Raw genomic sequence first — 16,001 nt, forward strand, 5'->3', positions numbered from 1 at the left:
CCCACAAGACATCAAGATGCCCGTCGTAGCTTGCAGCGTTGTCGAAGCATCGTTTCTTGTTGCACTTGCCGAATCGGTTTCGGTCATCGCGGCGACGGGCGATGTCGGCACCCTGCTGGGCTATCCTGCTGTCGCACTGGTGCAGGGTGAGGTCAGCCTGCCAGAGCGCATTCATGGCGACGATGCCGATATTGCCGAAGCGTTGTTTGGTCCAGATATCCCTCGCGGGGAACAAGTCGACAACCTGCGGCTGCGTCAGGCCAGTGGCCGCATCCGGTGTGTCAAGGCCATTTATGCCAAGCGGCAGCGTGACGATGGTGTCGTCGAACTGACGTTGCGTCTTCAGGATGCGAAAAGCCTGCCACGCACGATGGATGACGCGGCAAATACGGCCAATTTTCGCGCCATGATGGAGAACACCAATGATTTCGTCTATTTCAAGGATCGCAATCACGTGTTCACCGGTGCCAGCCAGACACTGGTTTCCCTGTGCCATCCGGCCGAGCAATGGACCGATCTGCTCGGGCTGACTGACTACGATGTCTTTCCGGAACCCTATGCCGATCTGTATTACCGGCTCGAGAAACAGGTGTTTTCCGGCGTTGCCGCTGCTCAGGAGATCCAGGAGTTCCTGAGCAAGGACGGCCAGCTGAATGGCTGGGTCGACAATCGGAAGTTCCCGATTCACGACGAAGCTGGAGAGATCATCGGACTGTTTGGTGTTGCCCGCGACATCACCGAACGTATCCACGCGGAAAACCGGCTCAAGGAAAGCGAGTATTTTTTCCGCGATTCGCAGCGCGCGGCAAACATCGGTTCCTACAAGTTCGACATTTGCTACGACTGCTGGACATCGTCCGAGGTCATGGAACAGATATTCGGCATCGGGCCGGACTATCCGCGCACGCTGCAAGGTTGGCTGGAAGCCGTGCATCCCGACGACCGGCAGATGATGCAGGACTACTTCACCAGCAACGTACTGAAGAATCGCGAACCCTTCAACAAGGAATATCGCATCCTGCGTCGTTCGGATGGCGAAATGCGCTGGGTGCTCGGTCTCGGTCAGTTGCGTTTTGATGACGACGGCCAGCCGTGCTGGATGCTCGGGACGATCCAGGATATTACCGAACGCAAGCAGCTCGACGCGGAACTGGCTCACTACCGGCATAACCTCGAAACGCTGGTCGAAGAGCGCACGCTGGAACTGAGCAAGGCCAAGGATGCAGCCGAAGCCGCAAGCTTTTCAAAAAGTGCCTTTCTGGCCAACATGAGTCATGAAATCCGGACGCCACTCAATGCCATCACCGGCATGGCGCACCTGATCCGCAAAGGCGGGTTGTCCCCCCTGCAGATCGACCAGTTGGGCAAGCTGGAGTCGGCGGGCGAGCATCTTCTGGAAATCATCAATGCAGTGCTCGAGCTATCGAAGATCGAAGCCGGCAAATACCTGCTTGAGGAGACCGGAGTTTCCGTTGCTGGCGTGGTCGGCGGCGTCGTCTCGATCATGCAGAATCGTGCCGACGCCAAGGGTTTGAAACTGCGCACCGAACTGTGCCAGTTACCGGCACGACTGCTGGGTGATCCAACCCGGCTGCAGCAGACGCTGCTCAATTACTTGTCGAATGCCATCAAATTCACTGAGCACGGCGAAGTCGTGCTGCAGGTCGAAATGCTGGAAAACGGCGATGACAATGTGCTTCTCCGTTTCTCGGTCCGCGATACCGGTATCGGCATCGCGCCGGAAGCCGTTGAGCGGCTCTTTACCGCGTTCGAGCAAGCCGACAACACGACGACCCGTCTGTACGGTGGCACCGGCCTGGGTCTCGCCATTGCCAGGAAGCTGGCTTGCATGATGGGCGGTGAGGCCGGAGTGGACAGTACGCCAGGCATCGGTAGCACTTTCTGGTTTTCCGCCCGTCTGCGTCGGTGCGTAGGTGACGAAACGGAAATGCCGGCGGCGACAGCGGACGACGCGGCCAATGCGATCAAACGGAAGTTCTGCGGTGCCCGCGTATTGCTGGCTGAGGATGAACCGATCAACTGCGAGATCACCTTGTTGCTGCTGGAGGATGCCGGCCTGCTTGCCGATACCGCCGAAGACGGTATGGCGGCGGTGGAAAAGGCTGCCACCAACGATTACGCGCTGATCCTGATGGATATGCAGATGCCCCGTATGGACGGCCTCGAAGCAACCCGGCACATTCGCCGGCTTGACCGTCAAGCTGATACCCCGATCCTGGCAATGACGGCAAATGCCTTCGCCGAAGACAGGGTTCGCTGCCTGGAAGCCGGCATGGTCGACTTCATCGCCAAACCTGTCAAACCCGAGATTTTTTACTCGGTACTGCTGAAAGCGCTGTCTGCCGCTGATTCCCGGGCATCAATCCTTTGACGTGACCGACAGCACCAGTCGCAGCGCAACGACGCAAGCGAAGGCAGCGCCCAGAATCATCGCCCACGACCATTCCGGGAAAAGATAGCTGCCCAAGGCGGCCAGGCTCAGGAAAATGATTACAAAGAACATTCGTGAATCCTGTGGCTTGATGTTTTAAAGAAAGCGGTCTGTCAGGCCCGGTTGCGAATTTCCCGTACCTTTGCTTTCTTGAGCGACAGTGTGACGAGGAAGGGGAATTCCTCGTCGGCGTGCGAGACGACGCGAAACCCTTGTCCGACAGCCTGACCGATCCAGGCCACCAAGGCCTCGCGGTCCACGGCTTCGCAGCGCAGATCGGCGACGATGCTGCCGCCATCCTCGTACACCGGGAAGTCCGAGCAGCCTGCTGGTTTGACCGGTTCCCCGTAGACGCTGCACGAGCCGCCTGCTTCGTTGAAGGCGGGGCAGGGCTTACCATGAGCGTAGTAAAGGCCGTTGCCGGCCCGGATTTCCTGCGGTCCGTTGCCGCTGGCCAGTCGCCGGTCGAAGGCTGCCCGCGCTTCTTCGATCCGCCACAGGGTCCGGACTTGCTTCCACTCCAGTTCAAGCACCAGCGGATCAAGCCGGCAGCAGGAATTCGAGCATTGCGGGCAATGCGGGATGATGGTGCTGGCCTGGTAGGCGGCGGCGGCTGCCGCGAGTTCGTCATCGAGGCGACGGTGGGTGTTGCGGGAGCTCATTGCGGGACAGCCGGGTGAAGGAAGGTGGTTTGAGGAATCAAGATCATGGGCAATTAATATCACGATCAGCGGCATGAATCACGCCAGAATTATCGTGATGCGGAAATGCCCGGGTTGTTTTCCTTACCGGTTCATCGGCCGTGCCGTGGCGATCCAGGCGAGGCATCCAGTGTCTCCGCCTCCAGCAGCGGATAGGCATCGGCGACGTAGGCCGGCCCTTTCATCATCATGACGATGAAAGCGGCAATGCCTGCGGTAAACAAAACCGTCCAGTGCAGGATGATCAGGCTGATGACATAGATGTCGGTGGTAGTGATTACCCGAGCGTCATCCGGGCTGACGATCAGCCGTGCCAGCAGCGACGGGATGGCGATCAGCAACGTGCCGAGCAGGAAGGTCCGGGGGAGCAAACGCAGAACGTCACGCTCCTTGCCGGCTGGCGTGCGGGGAAAACCGGGCAAACGATTGAACAGATTCATGGTGTGATCTCCTGGTTGCTTTGTTCTGAACAAAATTTGTTCATTGGCTTATTATTAGGATTGATTTGTTAAATTGTCCAGGACAAAATAAATAGTCGTTTCATGCCTCCTGTTCGCCGGAATTTTCCCGAAAGCCCGCTCATGCCCTCGCTTCGCTCCATCATCCTCGTTCTGCTGGTCACCGTGACCTTGCTCGGTTGTTCGACGGCGCCTCCCGAAGGTCTGCGCCCGGTGACCTCATTCGATCTCGATCGCTACCTTGGTCAGTGGTATGAAATTGCCCGGCTCGATCATTCGTTCGAGCGTGGCATGAGCGACGTCAATGCCACCTACCAACTGGACGACGACGGTAGCGTCAAGGTCATCAATCGGGGTTACGACACCGGGCGTCAAGCGTGGAAGGAAGCCATTGGCCGCGCATTGTTCGTCGGCGACCGGCATACCGGCTCGCTGAAGGTGTCATTCTTCGGGCCATTCTATGGCGGCTATCACGTGATCGCGCTTGATCAGGAGAACTATCGATGGTCGCTTGTGGCCGGTCCGGATCGCGACTACTTGTGGATTCTTGCCCGCGACAAGACGCTGTCAGCCGATATCCGCGAGCAGTTGCTCGGCCAGGCGCGGGTGCTTGGCTTTGCCACCGAAAAACTGATCTGGGTCGATCACCAGCGGATCGACCCTCGGGAATGATCCCGGTACGGCCAAGGAAATCATTTGGCCAGTCAGGCCAGGCTTTCCAGCCATTCCAGCAATTTTCCGGCAGCGTCCGGCCATTGCGGGTCGAGCATCAGCATGTGGCCGGCTCCGTCGATGATCTGCGTTCTGGCATGCCACGAGGCAGCGGTGAAGAACAGCATCGACGCCGGGAACACCTGGTCGGCCGAGCCGCCCATGACCAGTGCCGGAATGCGCGCCCGGCTGCGGGCGATGCGAAAGGGCGCAGTGAGCATTTCGGCCACGGCCTTTTCTGATTCCGGCTGGATCAGCGGCAGGTACTGGATGGTTTCTTCCGCCGCCATGCTTGGCGAAAAATAAACACGGGCCATCGTGCGCATGGTTTTTTCGCTGGCCGTGCCGTTGACCGCATTAGGCAACTCGGCAAAGAAATCCGGCATGGTCAGCGCGAAGCGGCTGGCCGTGCCCCCCGTTCCGGTGGGCGGTACCGGCGCCAGGAAGGCGACGGCGTGCGCCGTTCCCTGTTCGAGAAAACGCTGGCTGACGAGGCAACCCATCGAATGGGCAATGAGCACAGGCATCACGGGCAGGCTGGTGACGGCAGCAGCCAGATCGGCGATGTAATCGTCGATGCCGAAATCGTCGAGGTGCGCCCGATCTGCCGGGTGGCTGCCGTGGCCCGAAAGTTCAACTGCGTAGCAGTCGTACCCCAGGTTCTGGAAGTAGGGGATGAAGTGCACGCTCCACAGCGCGGCGTTGCTGTAACCACCATGCACGAAAAGCAGTGGCGGCTGGGTACTCGGCTGATAGGCCGGATAGCGATGGATGACTGGAGTTTTCGCGGGCATCTCGATCTTTATTATTGAAAATGGGGCAGCAGACTGAGTGGGCAGAGCGATTCGGGTTTTCCCTTCACTCAAAGGTTGACCCGTGACGGGTGATCAGGCGGCTCTGTATGGTATATGTACTTCGATGTCGTTGTTTCTGTTAATAAACGAGTATTTGCCATGACCTCGAGCATTCTTCATCCGGACCGCCAGCGCAAAATCCGCGCATTGTTTGACGAATACATCGAGCTCTACGCTGCACGAGATGACCGGCTGACCACGTTGTTCAGCAAAGACTTCAGCGGATACACGGGCGGCGGAAGTGTTCTGGTCACGGATTGCGACGAGTGGGTGAGAATCACCCGCCAGGATTTCTCCGAGGTGCCGGGGCGTATCCGCATCGAAATGCGCGACATCTCGTTGCAGGACCTGAGCGAGCAGGTCGTTGCCGTCACGGCTTTTTTCAACATTCATCTGCCGGTTCCCGACCATGTCCTGGCGCGTGAGGTAGCACGACTGACCTTGATCTTCCGTCTTGAAGGCGAGGCCTGGAAAATCGTTCATAGCGGCATTTCGATCCCCTATCACCTGGTGCTCGATGGCGAAGTCTATCCGCTCAAGAATCTGCAGGAGCGTAACCGGGAACTCGAAGCCCTGGTCGAAGAACGCACCCGGACGCTGAATGAAAGGGAGTCGTTCTACCGGCTGCTTACGGAAGATGCCATGGATGTCATCTGGCGGGTTGACAGCGAACTTCGCATCACCTACATCAGCCCATCGGACGAGCGCCTACGTGGCTACAAGGCAGACGAGGTCGTCGGTCATCACGTGCTTGAATTATTCAACGAAGAAGGCGCTGCCATCGTCATGGAAGCATGGCGCAAGCGGCAGGAAGCGGAGCGGGCAGGCAACAGGCTGGGCTTTGCCAGCTTCGAGGCCCCGCACCGTTGCAAGGACGGCAGCGTGATCTGGGGAGAAGTATTCTCAAAGGCCACGCGCGATGAAAACGGAAAGATCACCGGATATCACGGCATCACCCGCGAAATCACCACGCGCAAACAGATGCAGGACCAGGTCAGGCAACTGGCGTTCTATGACACGCTCACCCAGCTTCCCAACCGGCGTTTGCTCAGCGATCGTCTGAGCCAGACGCTGGCTGCCAGCAAACGCTTTGGTCGCCATGGTGCCTTGATGTTTGTCGACCTCGATAACTTCAAGCCACTGAATGACAAATACGGCCATTTCGTCGGTGACCTGCTGCTGGTCGAAGCTGCCAGTCGATTGAAGGCTTGCGTACGCGAAATGGACACCGTGGCGCGCTTTGGTGGCGATGAGTTTGTCGTGATGCTGGGCGAGCTTGATGCCGATCGCACGAAATCCATCGCCCAGGCCGAGGCCGTTGCCGAAAAGATCCGCCTCAGGCTGTCAGCGACCTATCATTTGAATATCGTGCACGAGGGGATGGCGGAGAGCACCGTTGAACATCATTGCTCGGCGAGCATTGGCGTGTTCGTGTTTCTCGACCATGAGGACAGCCCGGGCGATATCCTGAAATGGGCCGACAAAGCCATGTATCAGGCAAAAGCTGCAGGGCGGAACACGATCCGCTTTTATGAGGCGGAAGATTCGGCGTGATGCTGGTCGTCGTGGGCGAATTTTGCCAGTACGCCAGCAGCCGTTGCTGATGCATCGCTGATTTATTCGTCATCGCGAGGAGCGAAGCGACGTTGCGATCCAGAAAAGCCTGCTTGATCAATGCACTGGATTGCCGCGCTGCGCTCGCAATGACGGCCATGTCGAATGAATCAGCATCTCCAAAATGATCCGCTCAGCATCTGGCAGCGCTGGCTGCAGAACCATATGGATTAGCTGAAAGCCACCGTCAGCGCCTATCTGGCTACCTAGCCATTCCGTCGCCTAAATCCGCAATCGCGAATACCCAACCCCGCCGCCTTTCTCGACCCGAATCTGCGCCGGTATTCTTTCCTTCATGCCTTCGACGTGGCTGATCACGCCGATCATCTTGCCGCTGGCGTTGAGCGTGTCGAGGGCGTTCAGGGCGATTTCCAGAGTGTCGGCATCCAGTGTGCCGAAGCCTTCGTCGAGGAACAGCGAGTCAATCGAGGTCTTGTGGCTGACCAGGTCGGACAGGGCGAGCGCCAGCGCCAGGCTGACCAGGAAGCTTTCGCCGCCGGAGAGCGTGCGGGTGTCGCGGGCGACTTCGCCTTGCCAGCTGTCGACGATGTCGAGTTCGAGTTCGCCGGTGCTTTTGCGGCGCAGCAGGTAGCGGCCGTGCAGGCGGGCGAGGTGGCCGTTGGCCAGGTGCAGCAGGTGGTCGAGCGTGAGGCCCTGGGCGAACTTGCGGAACTTGTCGCCCTTGGCTGAGCCGATCAGGCTGTCGAGGCGTTGCCAGATGTCGGTTTCGGTGGTTTGCGCGGCGATCTGGGCGAACAGTGCCTGCTGGCTTTGCCGCGCCTCTTGGTCGCGGGTGAGCAGGGCGCGCTGGGCGCCGAGTTGTTCGCTGAGTTGGCGGCGCTGGGTGTCGAGCTGGGCGAGGGTTTCGTCGAGTTCGGGTAGCGGCGGGATCGGCGTTTCGCCGGCGCTGGCTTGCAGCCGAGCGAGTTTTTCGCGGGCGGCTGTGAGGACGGCTTCGGCTTGCTGTTTGGCGAGTTGCCGGGTTTCCTTGAGTTGCAGCAGGCGCTGGCGTTCTTCGGCCGGCAGTAGCGCGGCGCTGTAGGCGGCGAGGTCGGCGAAGGGGCTGGCGGCGAGGGCGGTTTGCCAGGCGGTCGCGGCGTCGGCGAAGGCTTTTTGTTGTTGCGCGAGGTTGGTTTCGAGCTGCGCTTGCCGGCCTTGTTGGGCGGCGAGCTGCTGGGTCAGGTCGGCGATGCGCTCGGCGCTGCGGGTGAGGGCGGTGGCCGGGTCGTCGGTAGTCGGGATTTCTGCGGTCGACGGGGTTTCCGGGCAGTTTTTCCGGCGTTCCGCCCATTGCACGGCCTGGGTTTGTGCTGCGTCGTAGCGTTCCTGTTGCTGGACGAGGAGGGCTGCCAGTTCCTGCCGGCGTTTTTGCATTTGCAGCCAGTGCTGCCATTCGCTGTCGCGTTCGGCTAGCCAGGCGGCGGGGTCGGGCGGGATTTCGTTCAGCGTTTCGACCAGTCTGGCGTCGAGTTCGGCCTGTTCGCGGGCGATGGCCTGCAGGGTTTTGTTTATCTCGGCCTGACGGGTCTGGTTGGTTTGCGTCGTCTGTTGCAGCAGTTTCTGCTGGTTGCCGGCGTTGAGCAGCGCCTGGGCGGTGTCGGTGGCGGTTTTGCGGGCGGCGTTCAGGGCTTGTTCGCCCTGATCGGCAGCTTGCATCCGGGCGGCGAGTCGGGTTTGCGCCTGTTCGGCGGCGGCGCGGGCGGTGGCCAGGGTTTCTGCGTTCTGCCAGGCGTCGACCGCAAGTGTGTTTGCGGGCAGTTCGGCGATGCTTTCCAGCCATTCGTTCTGCAGGCGGGCGCTTTCCTGTGTCGTTCTGGCTTGCTGCTCCAGCCCGCTTTTTTGCGTGGCTTGCGCGGCGGCTTGTTCGGCACGTAGTTGCTGGCCTTTCTGGGTCAGCGCTTCGAGCGCCGCCTGTTTTTCCTTGAGCGCGGTTTCGGTGGCGGAAACGTCGAGCGCGGCGTAGGCGGCGATGGCCGGGTGCTCATGGGCGCCGCACAGCGGGCAGGCTTCGCCCGGTTGCAGTTGCTGGCGATGTTGCTCCAGGCTCTGGATGCGGCGCTCCTGTTCGAGCAATTTTTGCTTGTCGGCGACCTGGCCGGCGAGTTCCTTGTGTTGCTCGCGCAGGGCGATCAGCAGCTTTTCCTGGGCGGCGATCTTCTGTTCGCCCTGTTGCAGTTGTGCGGCTTGCGTCGTTTGCAGTTCGGCCAGTTCGCGGCGGCGCTGGGCGAGGGCTTCGCGTTGCTGCCAGCGGGCGAGGTTGGCTTGTTCGCGCTGCCAGTGCTGGCGCAGGTCGGCCAGGGTTTGGCCGGCGAGGCGTTGGTTTTGTTCGGCCTGAATTTTTTCCAGGGCGGCGTCGGCAGTGGTTTTTGCCTTGTTTGCCGAGTCGACCGCAAGATTCTGCGCGGCGAGCTGGCGCGCGGTTTCGGCTTGTTCCTGTTCGAGTTTCTGCTGCGCTTGTTGTTGGGCGGCGAGGTCGCGTACCAGCTTGGCCCGCTGTTCGAACTGCTGACGCCAGACGCCGAGGCGTTCGCCGAGTTGGGCGCGTTGCGGGTGGGCGGCGCAGAAGTCGTCGAGTTGTTTGGCTTCGCGCTGGCTTTGTTGCAGGGCCTGCTGCGTTTGCGCGGCAACCTGGGCGCTGTAGTGTTCGGCGGCGAGGTGCTGGGCGAACTGTTCGCCTTGCCGTGTCATGCGCTCGGCGTGCAGGGTCTTGAGTTCGTTTTCGCTTTGGGCGCAGGCAGTGCCGGCCTGTTGCCACTGCAGATGCAGCGGCTTGAGGAGTTCGGCGGGGTCGCTGGCGGCGAGCTTGGCAAGCTCCGGCACGGCGGCGGTCAGCGCGGCGTCGGCTTCCTGTTGCCTGACTTCGGCGGTTTTGATTTCCTGTTCGCCTTGCGCCAGATCGAGACGCCATTGGCGCTGGGCTTGCGTCTGCTGGTGGCGGCGCTGGAGGTCGGCGAGTTGGCTGTCGAGGCGGCAGGCTTCGAGCTGCATGGCGGCGCGCTGCTCATCGCTCAGCAGTTCCATGCCGTCGGCGCGGGCTTTCAGCTGGTCGAGCTGACTTTTCGCTTCGCGCGCTTGTTCGAAAACCTTGCGCGAAATCTCGCCGTAGATTTCGGTGCCGGTCAGTTCTTCCAGGAGTTCGGCACGCTCGTTGGCACTGGCGTTGAGGAAGGCCGCGAAGCCGCCCTGGGCGAGCAGCATGGACTTGGTGAAGCGTGGGAAATCGAGGCCGGTGATCTCGGCGATGCGTTTCAATTTGTCGTTGGTCTGCGTGCTGAGAATGGTGCCGTCGCCAGTGGCGAGTTCGACCTTGGGCGCCTGCAACGCGCCGTCGATCTTGTCGCGCGAGCGGCGCTGGCTCCAGAAGGCGCGGTAGACGGCACCCTTCACTTCAAACTCGACCTCGGCCAGGCAGTCGGCGGTGTGCCGCGTCATGATGTCGTTGTCGGACGCCGAGATGGTCTTCAGGCGCGGTGTCTGGTGATAGAGGGCGAGGCAGATGGCATCGAGCAGCGTCGATTTGCCGGCGCCGGTCGGGCCGGTGATGGCGAACAGGCTGTTGTCGGTGAACGGTGGCTTGGTGAAGTCGATGGTCCATTCGCCCTTGAGCGAATTGAGGTTCTTCAGGCGCAGGGTGAGGATTTTCATGCGGTGTGGCTTCGCGTCTGGGTGAGGGCATCCATCGAAGGGCCGATTTTACTGTTGGCGCCAGGCCACTGGGGGGCGTTTGTCAAAAAATGAGGATATTCCGCAGTACTTCGCCGGCGCCACACCGCAAGTGGCATCAAGTGGATTGGCGTGCAGCCAGCCGGCTGGCCTGGGTTTTTCCGTCGTAGCCCCAGTTGCCGGCGGCGATCTCGCGGATGACCAGATAGCTGGCTTCGGGCAAAGGACCGCAGATTTCGCCGAGTAACGCATGCAAGGCAGCAAGGAAGGCAGTTTTCTCTTCGGCGCTGTTGCTGCCGGCAGTGATGCAGACTTCACCATGGCAGGGCAGCAACGCTGCAGCGGGTTTGTCGCCATTGATGAACCAGGCGTCCGCCGTGCACTCGATGCGGACAGCGGTGACTTCGGCGCGTTTGCGCAGCAGTTGCTGCAGCAATGCGGTGCTGCGGCTGGCGAGTTGATGTTGGGTTTCGGCGGTAATCGTTTGGCCGAGGGTGAGGTGCAGGTAGGGCATCACGTTCTCCTTGTCTGGATGGGGTGCAGTGACTGTACTTTGGCTTTCATTATTTGGAAAATTGATTAATATTGGTTATTAATTCGAATTTAAAATAGGATTGTGCAATGTCGCTCCGCCATCTCGACCTTGATGCCTTACGCGCTTTCGTCGCGATTGTTGAACAGGGCGGTTTTTCCATCGCGGCGGAACAGCTTGGCCGGACACAATCTGCCGTCAGCCTGCAGATCAAGCGGCTCGAACAGACGCTGGGGCAGACCTTGTTGCAGCGAGTGCAAGGGCGCGTAGACGGGCCGACCGCCGAAGGCAATGCGTTACTGGCTTACGCGCGGCAGATGTTGCGGCTTAATGACGAAGCCTGCGCGATCCTGGCCCGGAATGCCGTAAGTGGCAGCCTGCGTATCGGTTTGCCCGAAGAATTGATGGAGCAGGTTTTTCCTGCTGCGATGCCGCTGTTCCGGGCACGCTACCCACGCTTACGTTTGTCCGTTCAGGCGGAAGCGTCGATAGTGCTCCGTGCTGCGCTGGCGGAGGGCAGGCTCGATGTGGTGATCTACAAGGATTGCAGCGACGTCGTTGGCGGTGAGCTTGAGGTGCTGCGCGACGAGCCATTGTGTTGGGTGGCCGGCGAAGCCTACCGCGATACCTTGCACGCCGATGCGGGCGTCTTGCCGTTGGCGCTATTTGGTGAAAATTGCGTGTTCCGCATGGCGGCGACGGCTGCACTGGCCCGCGCCGGTATCGCCTGGCAAGTGCATTATTCCGGTAGCAGCACGACCGGGTTGCGGCACGCGCTACGCCACGGCTTGGGGCTGGGTGTCCTGCCCGAAAGCCTGTTGGGTGACGGGCTATTGGCTGTTGATTCCTGCGCCGGTATTGCCTTGCCGAGCCTGCCGCGTTCCCGGCTGGTGGCGGCTTATGCGGGCGATAGCGTTGCGCCGGCCGCACATTGCCTGATTGGTGCGTTTGCCGAAAGTCTGCAACGACCGGTGAGGTGATCTTTCATTCGCTGTCGGTCAGGCCGGCAACGATGGCGCGGTAACGTTCATTGAGCGCTGCGTGCATCTCGTCGCTCAATTCCTCCTGTTGCAGGCGGCGGGCGAAGACGTCGTGCGGGCTGAGTTCGTCCAGCGTTTCGCTGGCTGCAGCTTCCAGGCGGGCGGCGGCGTTGCCGCGCTGGCGGCGGATGCGCAGGACTTCGACCGGCCAGCCTGCAGTCAGCGCCTCGATGCGGGCCGGCAGGTCGGCCAGGTAGTCGTCGTCGGCGACGGTGACTTCGAGCCAGGCCGGGCGTTCGCGCGTGCCTTCGGCGGCTGCGGCACCGATCGCGCCGGCCAGCGTTTCCAGATTGCCGCTGATGGCGACCAGGCCTTGAAAGCGCGGTACCGGCAGCACGGTGACGGTTTTCAGGCCGTCGCTGTCGAGGTCGACGAGCAGCATTTCCTTCGTTTGCCTGGCTTCGTCGAAGCCGAGCGGGATCGGCGAGCCGCAGTAGCGGATGTGTTCCAGCCCGCCAACTTTCTGCGGCCGGTGGATGTGGCCAAGCGCGATGTAGTCAGCCGGCGGGAAGGCGGCGGTCGGGAAGGCTTCGAGCGCGCCGACGTAGATCTCGCGCACCGATTCGCTGGTGCTGGCACCGACTGTGGTCAGGTGGCCGGTGGCGACGATCGGCAGGGTGATGCCGAGCGCGGCCATTTTTGCCCTGGCGGCGGCGTCGACCGCAACATAGTGCTGCTGGATCGCCTGCTGCAGCGACTGCTGCTTGTCCTCGGCGCTTTGTCCGGCCTGGCTTTGCAGCACGTCGCGCGGGCGGATGAAGGGGATGGCGCAGACGAGGCAGCCGGGTTTGCCGTTGCGCTGCGGCAGGACGATGACTTGCGTGCTGATGTCTTCGTGCGTCGCGGCGATCACCGTGGTGCCCAGGCGCGCCAGCAGTTCGCGGCTTTCACCCAGCGTCGCCGGCGAATCGTGGTTGCCGCCGAGCAGCAGCAGCGCGACGCCGGCTTCGTGCAGGCGCACGACCAGTTGGTTGTAGAGCTCGCGGGCGTAGGAGGGCGGGGTGCCGGTGTCGAAGATGTCGCCAGCAATCAGCACCGCGTCGACCTGTTGTTCATCCACCTGTTCGAGCAGCCAGCCGATCAGCGCCTGATGCTCGGCCTGCCGGCTCTTGCCCATGAAGTGCTGGCCGAGGTGCCAGTCGGAGGTGTGGAGGATGCGCATCGGCGGGTTCGGGATGGAAAGGCCCGATTTTAAGCCGAGCGCGGGATTCGGTGCGGCTGCCGGCGATTTTTTGGAAATCGCGGGTAAAAACCTTGTGCCGGATAGGGACTTGTTGCTTAATGGCTGGCCGCGCTCCGGTCGGCGTCCCGTCAATTCACACAGCCATTCCCGTCATGAGAAAACCGACCCTCTATCAAAGCATCAAGGCCAAGCGCCGCACGCAATCGCTGGTCATCGGCGTTACCTGGTACACCCCGGAAACCTGGGCACAGGTCAAGGCCACGGCGGTCGATCCCGAATGTTTCGAGGATTCCTTCGAAAAATGGAAGACGATGGCCGTCGCGGCCCGTCGCAATTTCCAGCGTTCCGGCGTGATGGCGCTCGAATGCCAGGTTGTTCCCGAGGAGTTCTTTGCCTGGTGCGCGCGTAATGAGCGCCAGAACGATTCAACGGCCCGCGGCGAGTACGTTTCGGAAAAACTGAGCGCGGCGCACGACGCCGGGAGCTGAGTTTTTCCGGGAATTCCGCCTTGCCATTGGCGTAAAAATCCCCTGTTTGTTGATTGGCGTCAATACGTTGTCCTGACGTTGGCGTAGGTTGAACTCAGTAGTCTTTGTTCAGCGCTTCAATACGGGAGGCCATCATGATCAATTGCAAATCCGCTCCATGGCGAGGGGGCATCTGTCTGTTGGCGTTGCTGCTGGCCGGGTGTCTGTCCACACCACCGCGCAGCACGCCGGTTAACAATCCGGTTCAGGCCAGCAATGCAGTTGCGAATATCGATAAGGAAATCCAGCAGGTTCAAGCAAAGATCCAGGGAACCAAGGATGACATCAACCAGCTGGTGATCGAGGATTTCGAGATCAAGCAGCAACTTCGGGTCAATGTGAATTATCCCCACAGTTCGGACTACAACATGACTGGTGGGCAGAATCCGGGTGACCCGAATACAGGGCGGGTGGTACGTGTCACGAAGAATCTGGAGGTCGCCCGCAAGGTACTGGAACAACAAAAGCAGGAACTGGAAAATCTGACGAAGCAGAAGCAGAGCCTGCAGCAGCAGTCGATGGGTTGCTTCCCGGCAGAAACGCTGGTGGTGATGGCCGATGGCACGACACGACCGTTTGCCGAAGTCCGGATCGGGGATCTCGTTCAGACCTACGACATCGGCTACGAAAAGACCGTGCCGAGAAAGGTCGTTGATGTCTACCAGGTCGATGGCAACCACCTGTACCTGATCAATGGCGAATTGCGGACCAGTGGTGGCGAACGCCTGCTCAGCCAGGATGGCTGGCGACCTGTGCGCGACCTGAAGGTCGGCGACAGCATTCATGTTGCCGGGCGCATGCTGAAAATCGAGCGCATCGACCTGACGCCGGAAAATCGCCGGTTGTTCAACATGCAGGTTGCCGATACGCACAACTTCTATGTGGCAGTACCGGAACAGGGCGCCATCCTGGTGCACAACAGCGGTGGTGGCGGCGGAGGCGGTGGCGGCGGCAAATAGGGCCGACAGGAACAGTCGCTCACGGTGCTTGATACTCTGGGTTGGGAGAAGAAAATGTCATTAACAATTACCACATGGCGCAACCGGGTCTGTGCCTGCATGGCTGTCATTCTGCTGGCAGGCTGCGCGGTTACCGAAAGAATCAAGTCGGACATGGCGGTTCACGAAGCCGAAAATGCATATGCCACCAGGGATTACGTGGCGGCGGCCGAAGCCTATCGGCGCTCCGCGGAGGCTGGCGGCGGTTACGGCCAGTACATGCTCAGCTGGATGTATGCCGAGGGCAAGGGCGTCAAGCGCGATCAGGCTGAGGCCGAGCAGTGGATGCGCAAGGCGGCGGATTCCGGCTATCCCGCGGCAAATTTCACGATGGGTGTCCGCAGCCTCGGCGGCGTTGGTGAGAAACGGAATCCTCAGGCTGCCGCAGCCTACATGCTGAAGGCGGCAGAGGGTGAGGACGAGGTCGCCATGTTCTATCTCGGCCTGCTCCATGTCTACGGTACCGGGGTCGCGGCTGATGCCGGTGAAGCGCTGCGCTGGTTCCGCATGGCCAAGGCCCATGGTTATCCCGTGCAACCGCTCCTGTTGACGGAAGAGGGGGTTGCCGCGCAAGTGAAGGCGAAGCCCCGTGCTGTTCTTGGCGATGCGCGCAAGCCGCTGGACCGGAAGGCGCTGGTCAGGGAGATCCAGGGGCAGTTGAATCGTCTTGGCTATCCGGTGGGCAAACCCGATGGCGTGGCCGGTAGCAAGACGCGGGCTGCCATCGAGGCATTCCAGCGGGCCCAGGGGATGAAAGTGAATGGCAGGACCGATAACGAGCTTCTGGAAGCGCTCAAACGGGCGAAGTAGCAATTGTTGCGGTCAACCCGGTTTTTCTCCTGATTTCGCGTTGACCGCAAGCTGGTCTATCCTCTGCCCTGCAAACGAGCAATTCATCCAGGAGAGTGCGATGGGCAAGAAGAACGCAGCGATACTGCTGGCGGTTGCGGCATTGACGCTGACATCGACGGTAGCCATGGCGCAGAACCTCAAGGTACTCGGGTTTGACGACAATTCCTGCAAGGCCTGGCAGGGGACCAGTGGCGATCCCGAGTTGCGCGCAGCCCAGGTGGCCTGGGCGCGTGGTTTTCTCAGCGGCCACAATTACGCGAATCAGCGCCAGCAGGTGACTGATGTCTCGGCGGGGACCGTTGAGCGGAACATCGAACAATATTGCCGGAAGAATCCCACCGGCCTGTTCATCGATGCGGCCTACCGGATGAGCGACAGCATGTCCGGGCGCAACGAGCCGATCCGCAAGTGAGAAC

Annotated in this window: 15 protein-coding genes; 8 read left to right on the forward strand and 7 right to left on the reverse strand. The window is 60.7% G+C overall.

Going from position 1 to position 16,001, the window contains the following annotated elements; genetic code table 11:
- Positions 1-16 precede the first annotated feature (16 nt).
- Positions 17-2,392: a PAS domain-containing hybrid sensor histidine kinase/response regulator gene (locus tag BJN45_RS14820; protein WP_076096582.1), complete on the forward strand. Its 2,376-nt coding sequence runs from the start codon at positions 17-19 to the stop codon at positions 2,390-2,392.
- Here BJN45_RS14820 and BJN45_RS17795 read toward each other — a convergent pair.
- From BJN45_RS17795 to BJN45_RS14830, 3 genes are all read right to left on the reverse strand, one after another.
- Entirely contained in the window at positions 2,381-2,524 is a 144-nt protein-coding gene (locus BJN45_RS17795) for a hypothetical protein (RefSeq protein ID WP_170873104.1), read from the reverse strand. The genes BJN45_RS14820 and BJN45_RS17795 overlap by 12 nt on opposite strands.
- Positions 2,525-2,565: 41 nt before the next feature.
- Positions 2,566-3,114, reverse strand: coding sequence for a YkgJ family cysteine cluster protein (locus BJN45_RS14825; RefSeq protein ID WP_076096584.1), 549 nt, complete (start codon positions 3,112-3,114; stop codon positions 2,566-2,568).
- A 131-nt stretch (positions 3,115-3,245) separates the two neighbouring features.
- Positions 3,246-3,593 carry a hypothetical protein gene (locus BJN45_RS14830; protein ID WP_076096586.1) on the reverse strand — a complete coding sequence of 116 codons (348 nt, stop codon included), beginning with the start codon at positions 3,591-3,593 and terminating at the stop codon, positions 3,246-3,248.
- 141 nt (positions 3,594-3,734) lie between these two features.
- Between BJN45_RS14830 and BJN45_RS14835 the strand changes: the two genes are divergently transcribed.
- Positions 3,735-4,283, forward strand: coding sequence for a lipocalin family protein (locus tag BJN45_RS14835; RefSeq protein ID WP_083651336.1), 549 nt, complete (start codon positions 3,735-3,737; stop codon positions 4,281-4,283).
- A 32-nt stretch (positions 4,284-4,315) separates the two neighbouring features.
- On the opposite strand, the gene BJN45_RS14840 is transcribed toward BJN45_RS14835, so the two are convergent.
- Entirely contained in the window at positions 4,316-5,116 is an 801-nt protein-coding gene (locus BJN45_RS14840; RefSeq protein WP_076096590.1) for an alpha/beta hydrolase, read from the reverse strand.
- A gap of 159 nt (positions 5,117-5,275) precedes the next feature.
- Between BJN45_RS14840 and BJN45_RS17530 the strand changes: the two genes are divergently transcribed.
- A complete protein-coding gene (locus tag BJN45_RS17530; protein WP_083651338.1) occupies positions 5,276-6,730 on the forward strand; it encodes a diguanylate cyclase domain-containing protein in 1,455 nt (484 codons plus the stop codon).
- A 282-nt stretch (positions 6,731-7,012) separates the two neighbouring features.
- Here BJN45_RS17530 and sbcC read toward each other — a convergent pair whose 3' ends face one another.
- Positions 7,013-10,435 (reverse strand): exonuclease subunit SbcC, encoded by a 3,423-nt coding sequence (gene sbcC / locus BJN45_RS14855; protein ID WP_076096592.1) that lies wholly within the window; start codon positions 10,433-10,435, stop codon positions 7,013-7,015.
- Positions 10,436-10,571: 136 nt separating this feature from the next.
- Positions 10,572-10,967 carry a tautomerase family protein gene (locus tag BJN45_RS14860; RefSeq protein ID WP_076096594.1) on the reverse strand — a complete coding sequence of 132 codons (396 nt, stop codon included), beginning with the start codon at positions 10,965-10,967 and terminating at the stop codon, positions 10,572-10,574.
- Between the two features lie 107 nt (positions 10,968-11,074).
- Between BJN45_RS14860 and BJN45_RS14865 the strand changes: the two genes are divergently transcribed.
- Complete coding sequence (locus BJN45_RS14865) at positions 11,075-11,965, forward strand: LysR substrate-binding domain-containing protein (RefSeq protein WP_076096596.1); 891 nt, start codon at positions 11,075-11,077, stop codon at positions 11,963-11,965.
- Positions 11,966-11,969: 4 nt separating this feature from the next.
- Here the strand turns inward: BJN45_RS14865 and sbcD are convergent, their stop codons facing one another.
- A complete protein-coding gene (gene sbcD, locus BJN45_RS14870; protein ID WP_076096598.1) occupies positions 11,970-13,187 on the reverse strand; it encodes an exonuclease subunit SbcD in 1,218 nt (405 codons plus the stop codon).
- 173 nt (positions 13,188-13,360) lie between these two features.
- Between sbcD and BJN45_RS14875 the strand changes: the two genes are divergently transcribed.
- The 4 genes from BJN45_RS14875 to BJN45_RS14890 all read left to right on the forward strand — a co-directional run bounded on the left by BJN45_RS14875 (position 13,361) and on the right by BJN45_RS14890 (position 15,997).
- Positions 13,361-13,696: a hypothetical protein gene (locus tag BJN45_RS14875; protein WP_076096601.1), complete on the forward strand. Its 336-nt coding sequence runs from the start codon at positions 13,361-13,363 to the stop codon at positions 13,694-13,696.
- A gap of 134 nt (positions 13,697-13,830) precedes the next feature.
- The gene (locus BJN45_RS14880) at positions 13,831-14,694 is read left to right on the forward strand and encodes a Hint domain-containing protein (RefSeq protein WP_083651339.1); all 864 of its coding nucleotides are present in this window, start codon (positions 13,831-13,833) and stop codon (positions 14,692-14,694) included.
- 24 nt (positions 14,695-14,718) lie between these two features.
- On the forward strand, positions 14,719-15,543 hold the full coding sequence (locus BJN45_RS14885) for an SEL1-like repeat protein (RefSeq protein WP_170873105.1): 825 nt from the start codon (positions 14,719-14,721) through the stop codon (positions 15,541-15,543).
- A 100-nt stretch (positions 15,544-15,643) separates the two neighbouring features.
- Positions 15,644-15,997 (forward strand): HdeA/HdeB family chaperone, encoded by a 354-nt coding sequence (locus BJN45_RS14890; RefSeq protein WP_076096608.1) that lies wholly within the window; start codon positions 15,644-15,646, stop codon positions 15,995-15,997.
- The last annotated feature ends 4 nt before the right edge of the window (positions 15,998-16,001 follow it).

It is taken from the genome of Azonexus hydrophilus, from assembly GCF_001956855.1.
GTDB lineage: Bacteria > Pseudomonadota > Gammaproteobacteria > Burkholderiales > Rhodocyclaceae > Azonexus > Azonexus hydrophilus_A.

Coding starts and splice junctions, on each gene's coding strand:
- BJN45_RS14820 (WP_076096582.1), top strand. CDS start 17: ATGCCCGTCGTAGCTTGCAGCGTTGTCGAAGCATCGTTTCTTGTTGCA.
- BJN45_RS17795 (WP_170873104.1), bottom strand. CDS start 2,524: ATGTTCTTTGTAATCATTTTCCTGAGCCTGGCCGCCTTGGGCAGCTAT.
- BJN45_RS14825 (WP_076096584.1), bottom strand. CDS start 3,114: ATGAGCTCCCGCAACACCCACCGTCGCCTCGATGACGAACTCGCGGCA.
- BJN45_RS14830 (WP_076096586.1), bottom strand. CDS start 3,593: ATGAATCTGTTCAATCGTTTGCCCGGTTTTCCCCGCACGCCAGCCGGC.
- BJN45_RS14835 (WP_083651336.1), top strand. CDS start 3,735: ATGCCCTCGCTTCGCTCCATCATCCTCGTTCTGCTGGTCACCGTGACC.
- BJN45_RS14840 (WP_076096590.1), bottom strand. CDS start 5,116: ATGCCCGCGAAAACTCCAGTCATCCATCGCTATCCGGCCTATCAGCCG.
- BJN45_RS17530 (WP_083651338.1), top strand. CDS start 5,276: ATGACCTCGAGCATTCTTCATCCGGACCGCCAGCGCAAAATCCGCGCA.
- sbcC (WP_076096592.1), bottom strand. CDS start 10,435: ATGAAAATCCTCACCCTGCGCCTGAAGAACCTCAATTCGCTCAAGGGC.
- BJN45_RS14860 (WP_076096594.1), bottom strand. CDS start 10,967: ATGCCCTACCTGCACCTCACCCTCGGCCAAACGATTACCGCCGAAACC.
- BJN45_RS14865 (WP_076096596.1), top strand. CDS start 11,075: ATGTCGCTCCGCCATCTCGACCTTGATGCCTTACGCGCTTTCGTCGCG.
- sbcD (WP_076096598.1), bottom strand. CDS start 13,187: ATGCGCATCCTCCACACCTCCGACTGGCACCTCGGCCAGCACTTCATG.
- BJN45_RS14875 (WP_076096601.1), top strand. CDS start 13,361: ATGAGAAAACCGACCCTCTATCAAAGCATCAAGGCCAAGCGCCGCACG.
- BJN45_RS14880 (WP_083651339.1), top strand. CDS start 13,831: ATGATCAATTGCAAATCCGCTCCATGGCGAGGGGGCATCTGTCTGTTG.
- BJN45_RS14890 (WP_076096608.1), top strand. CDS start 15,644: ATGGGCAAGAAGAACGCAGCGATACTGCTGGCGGTTGCGGCATTGACG.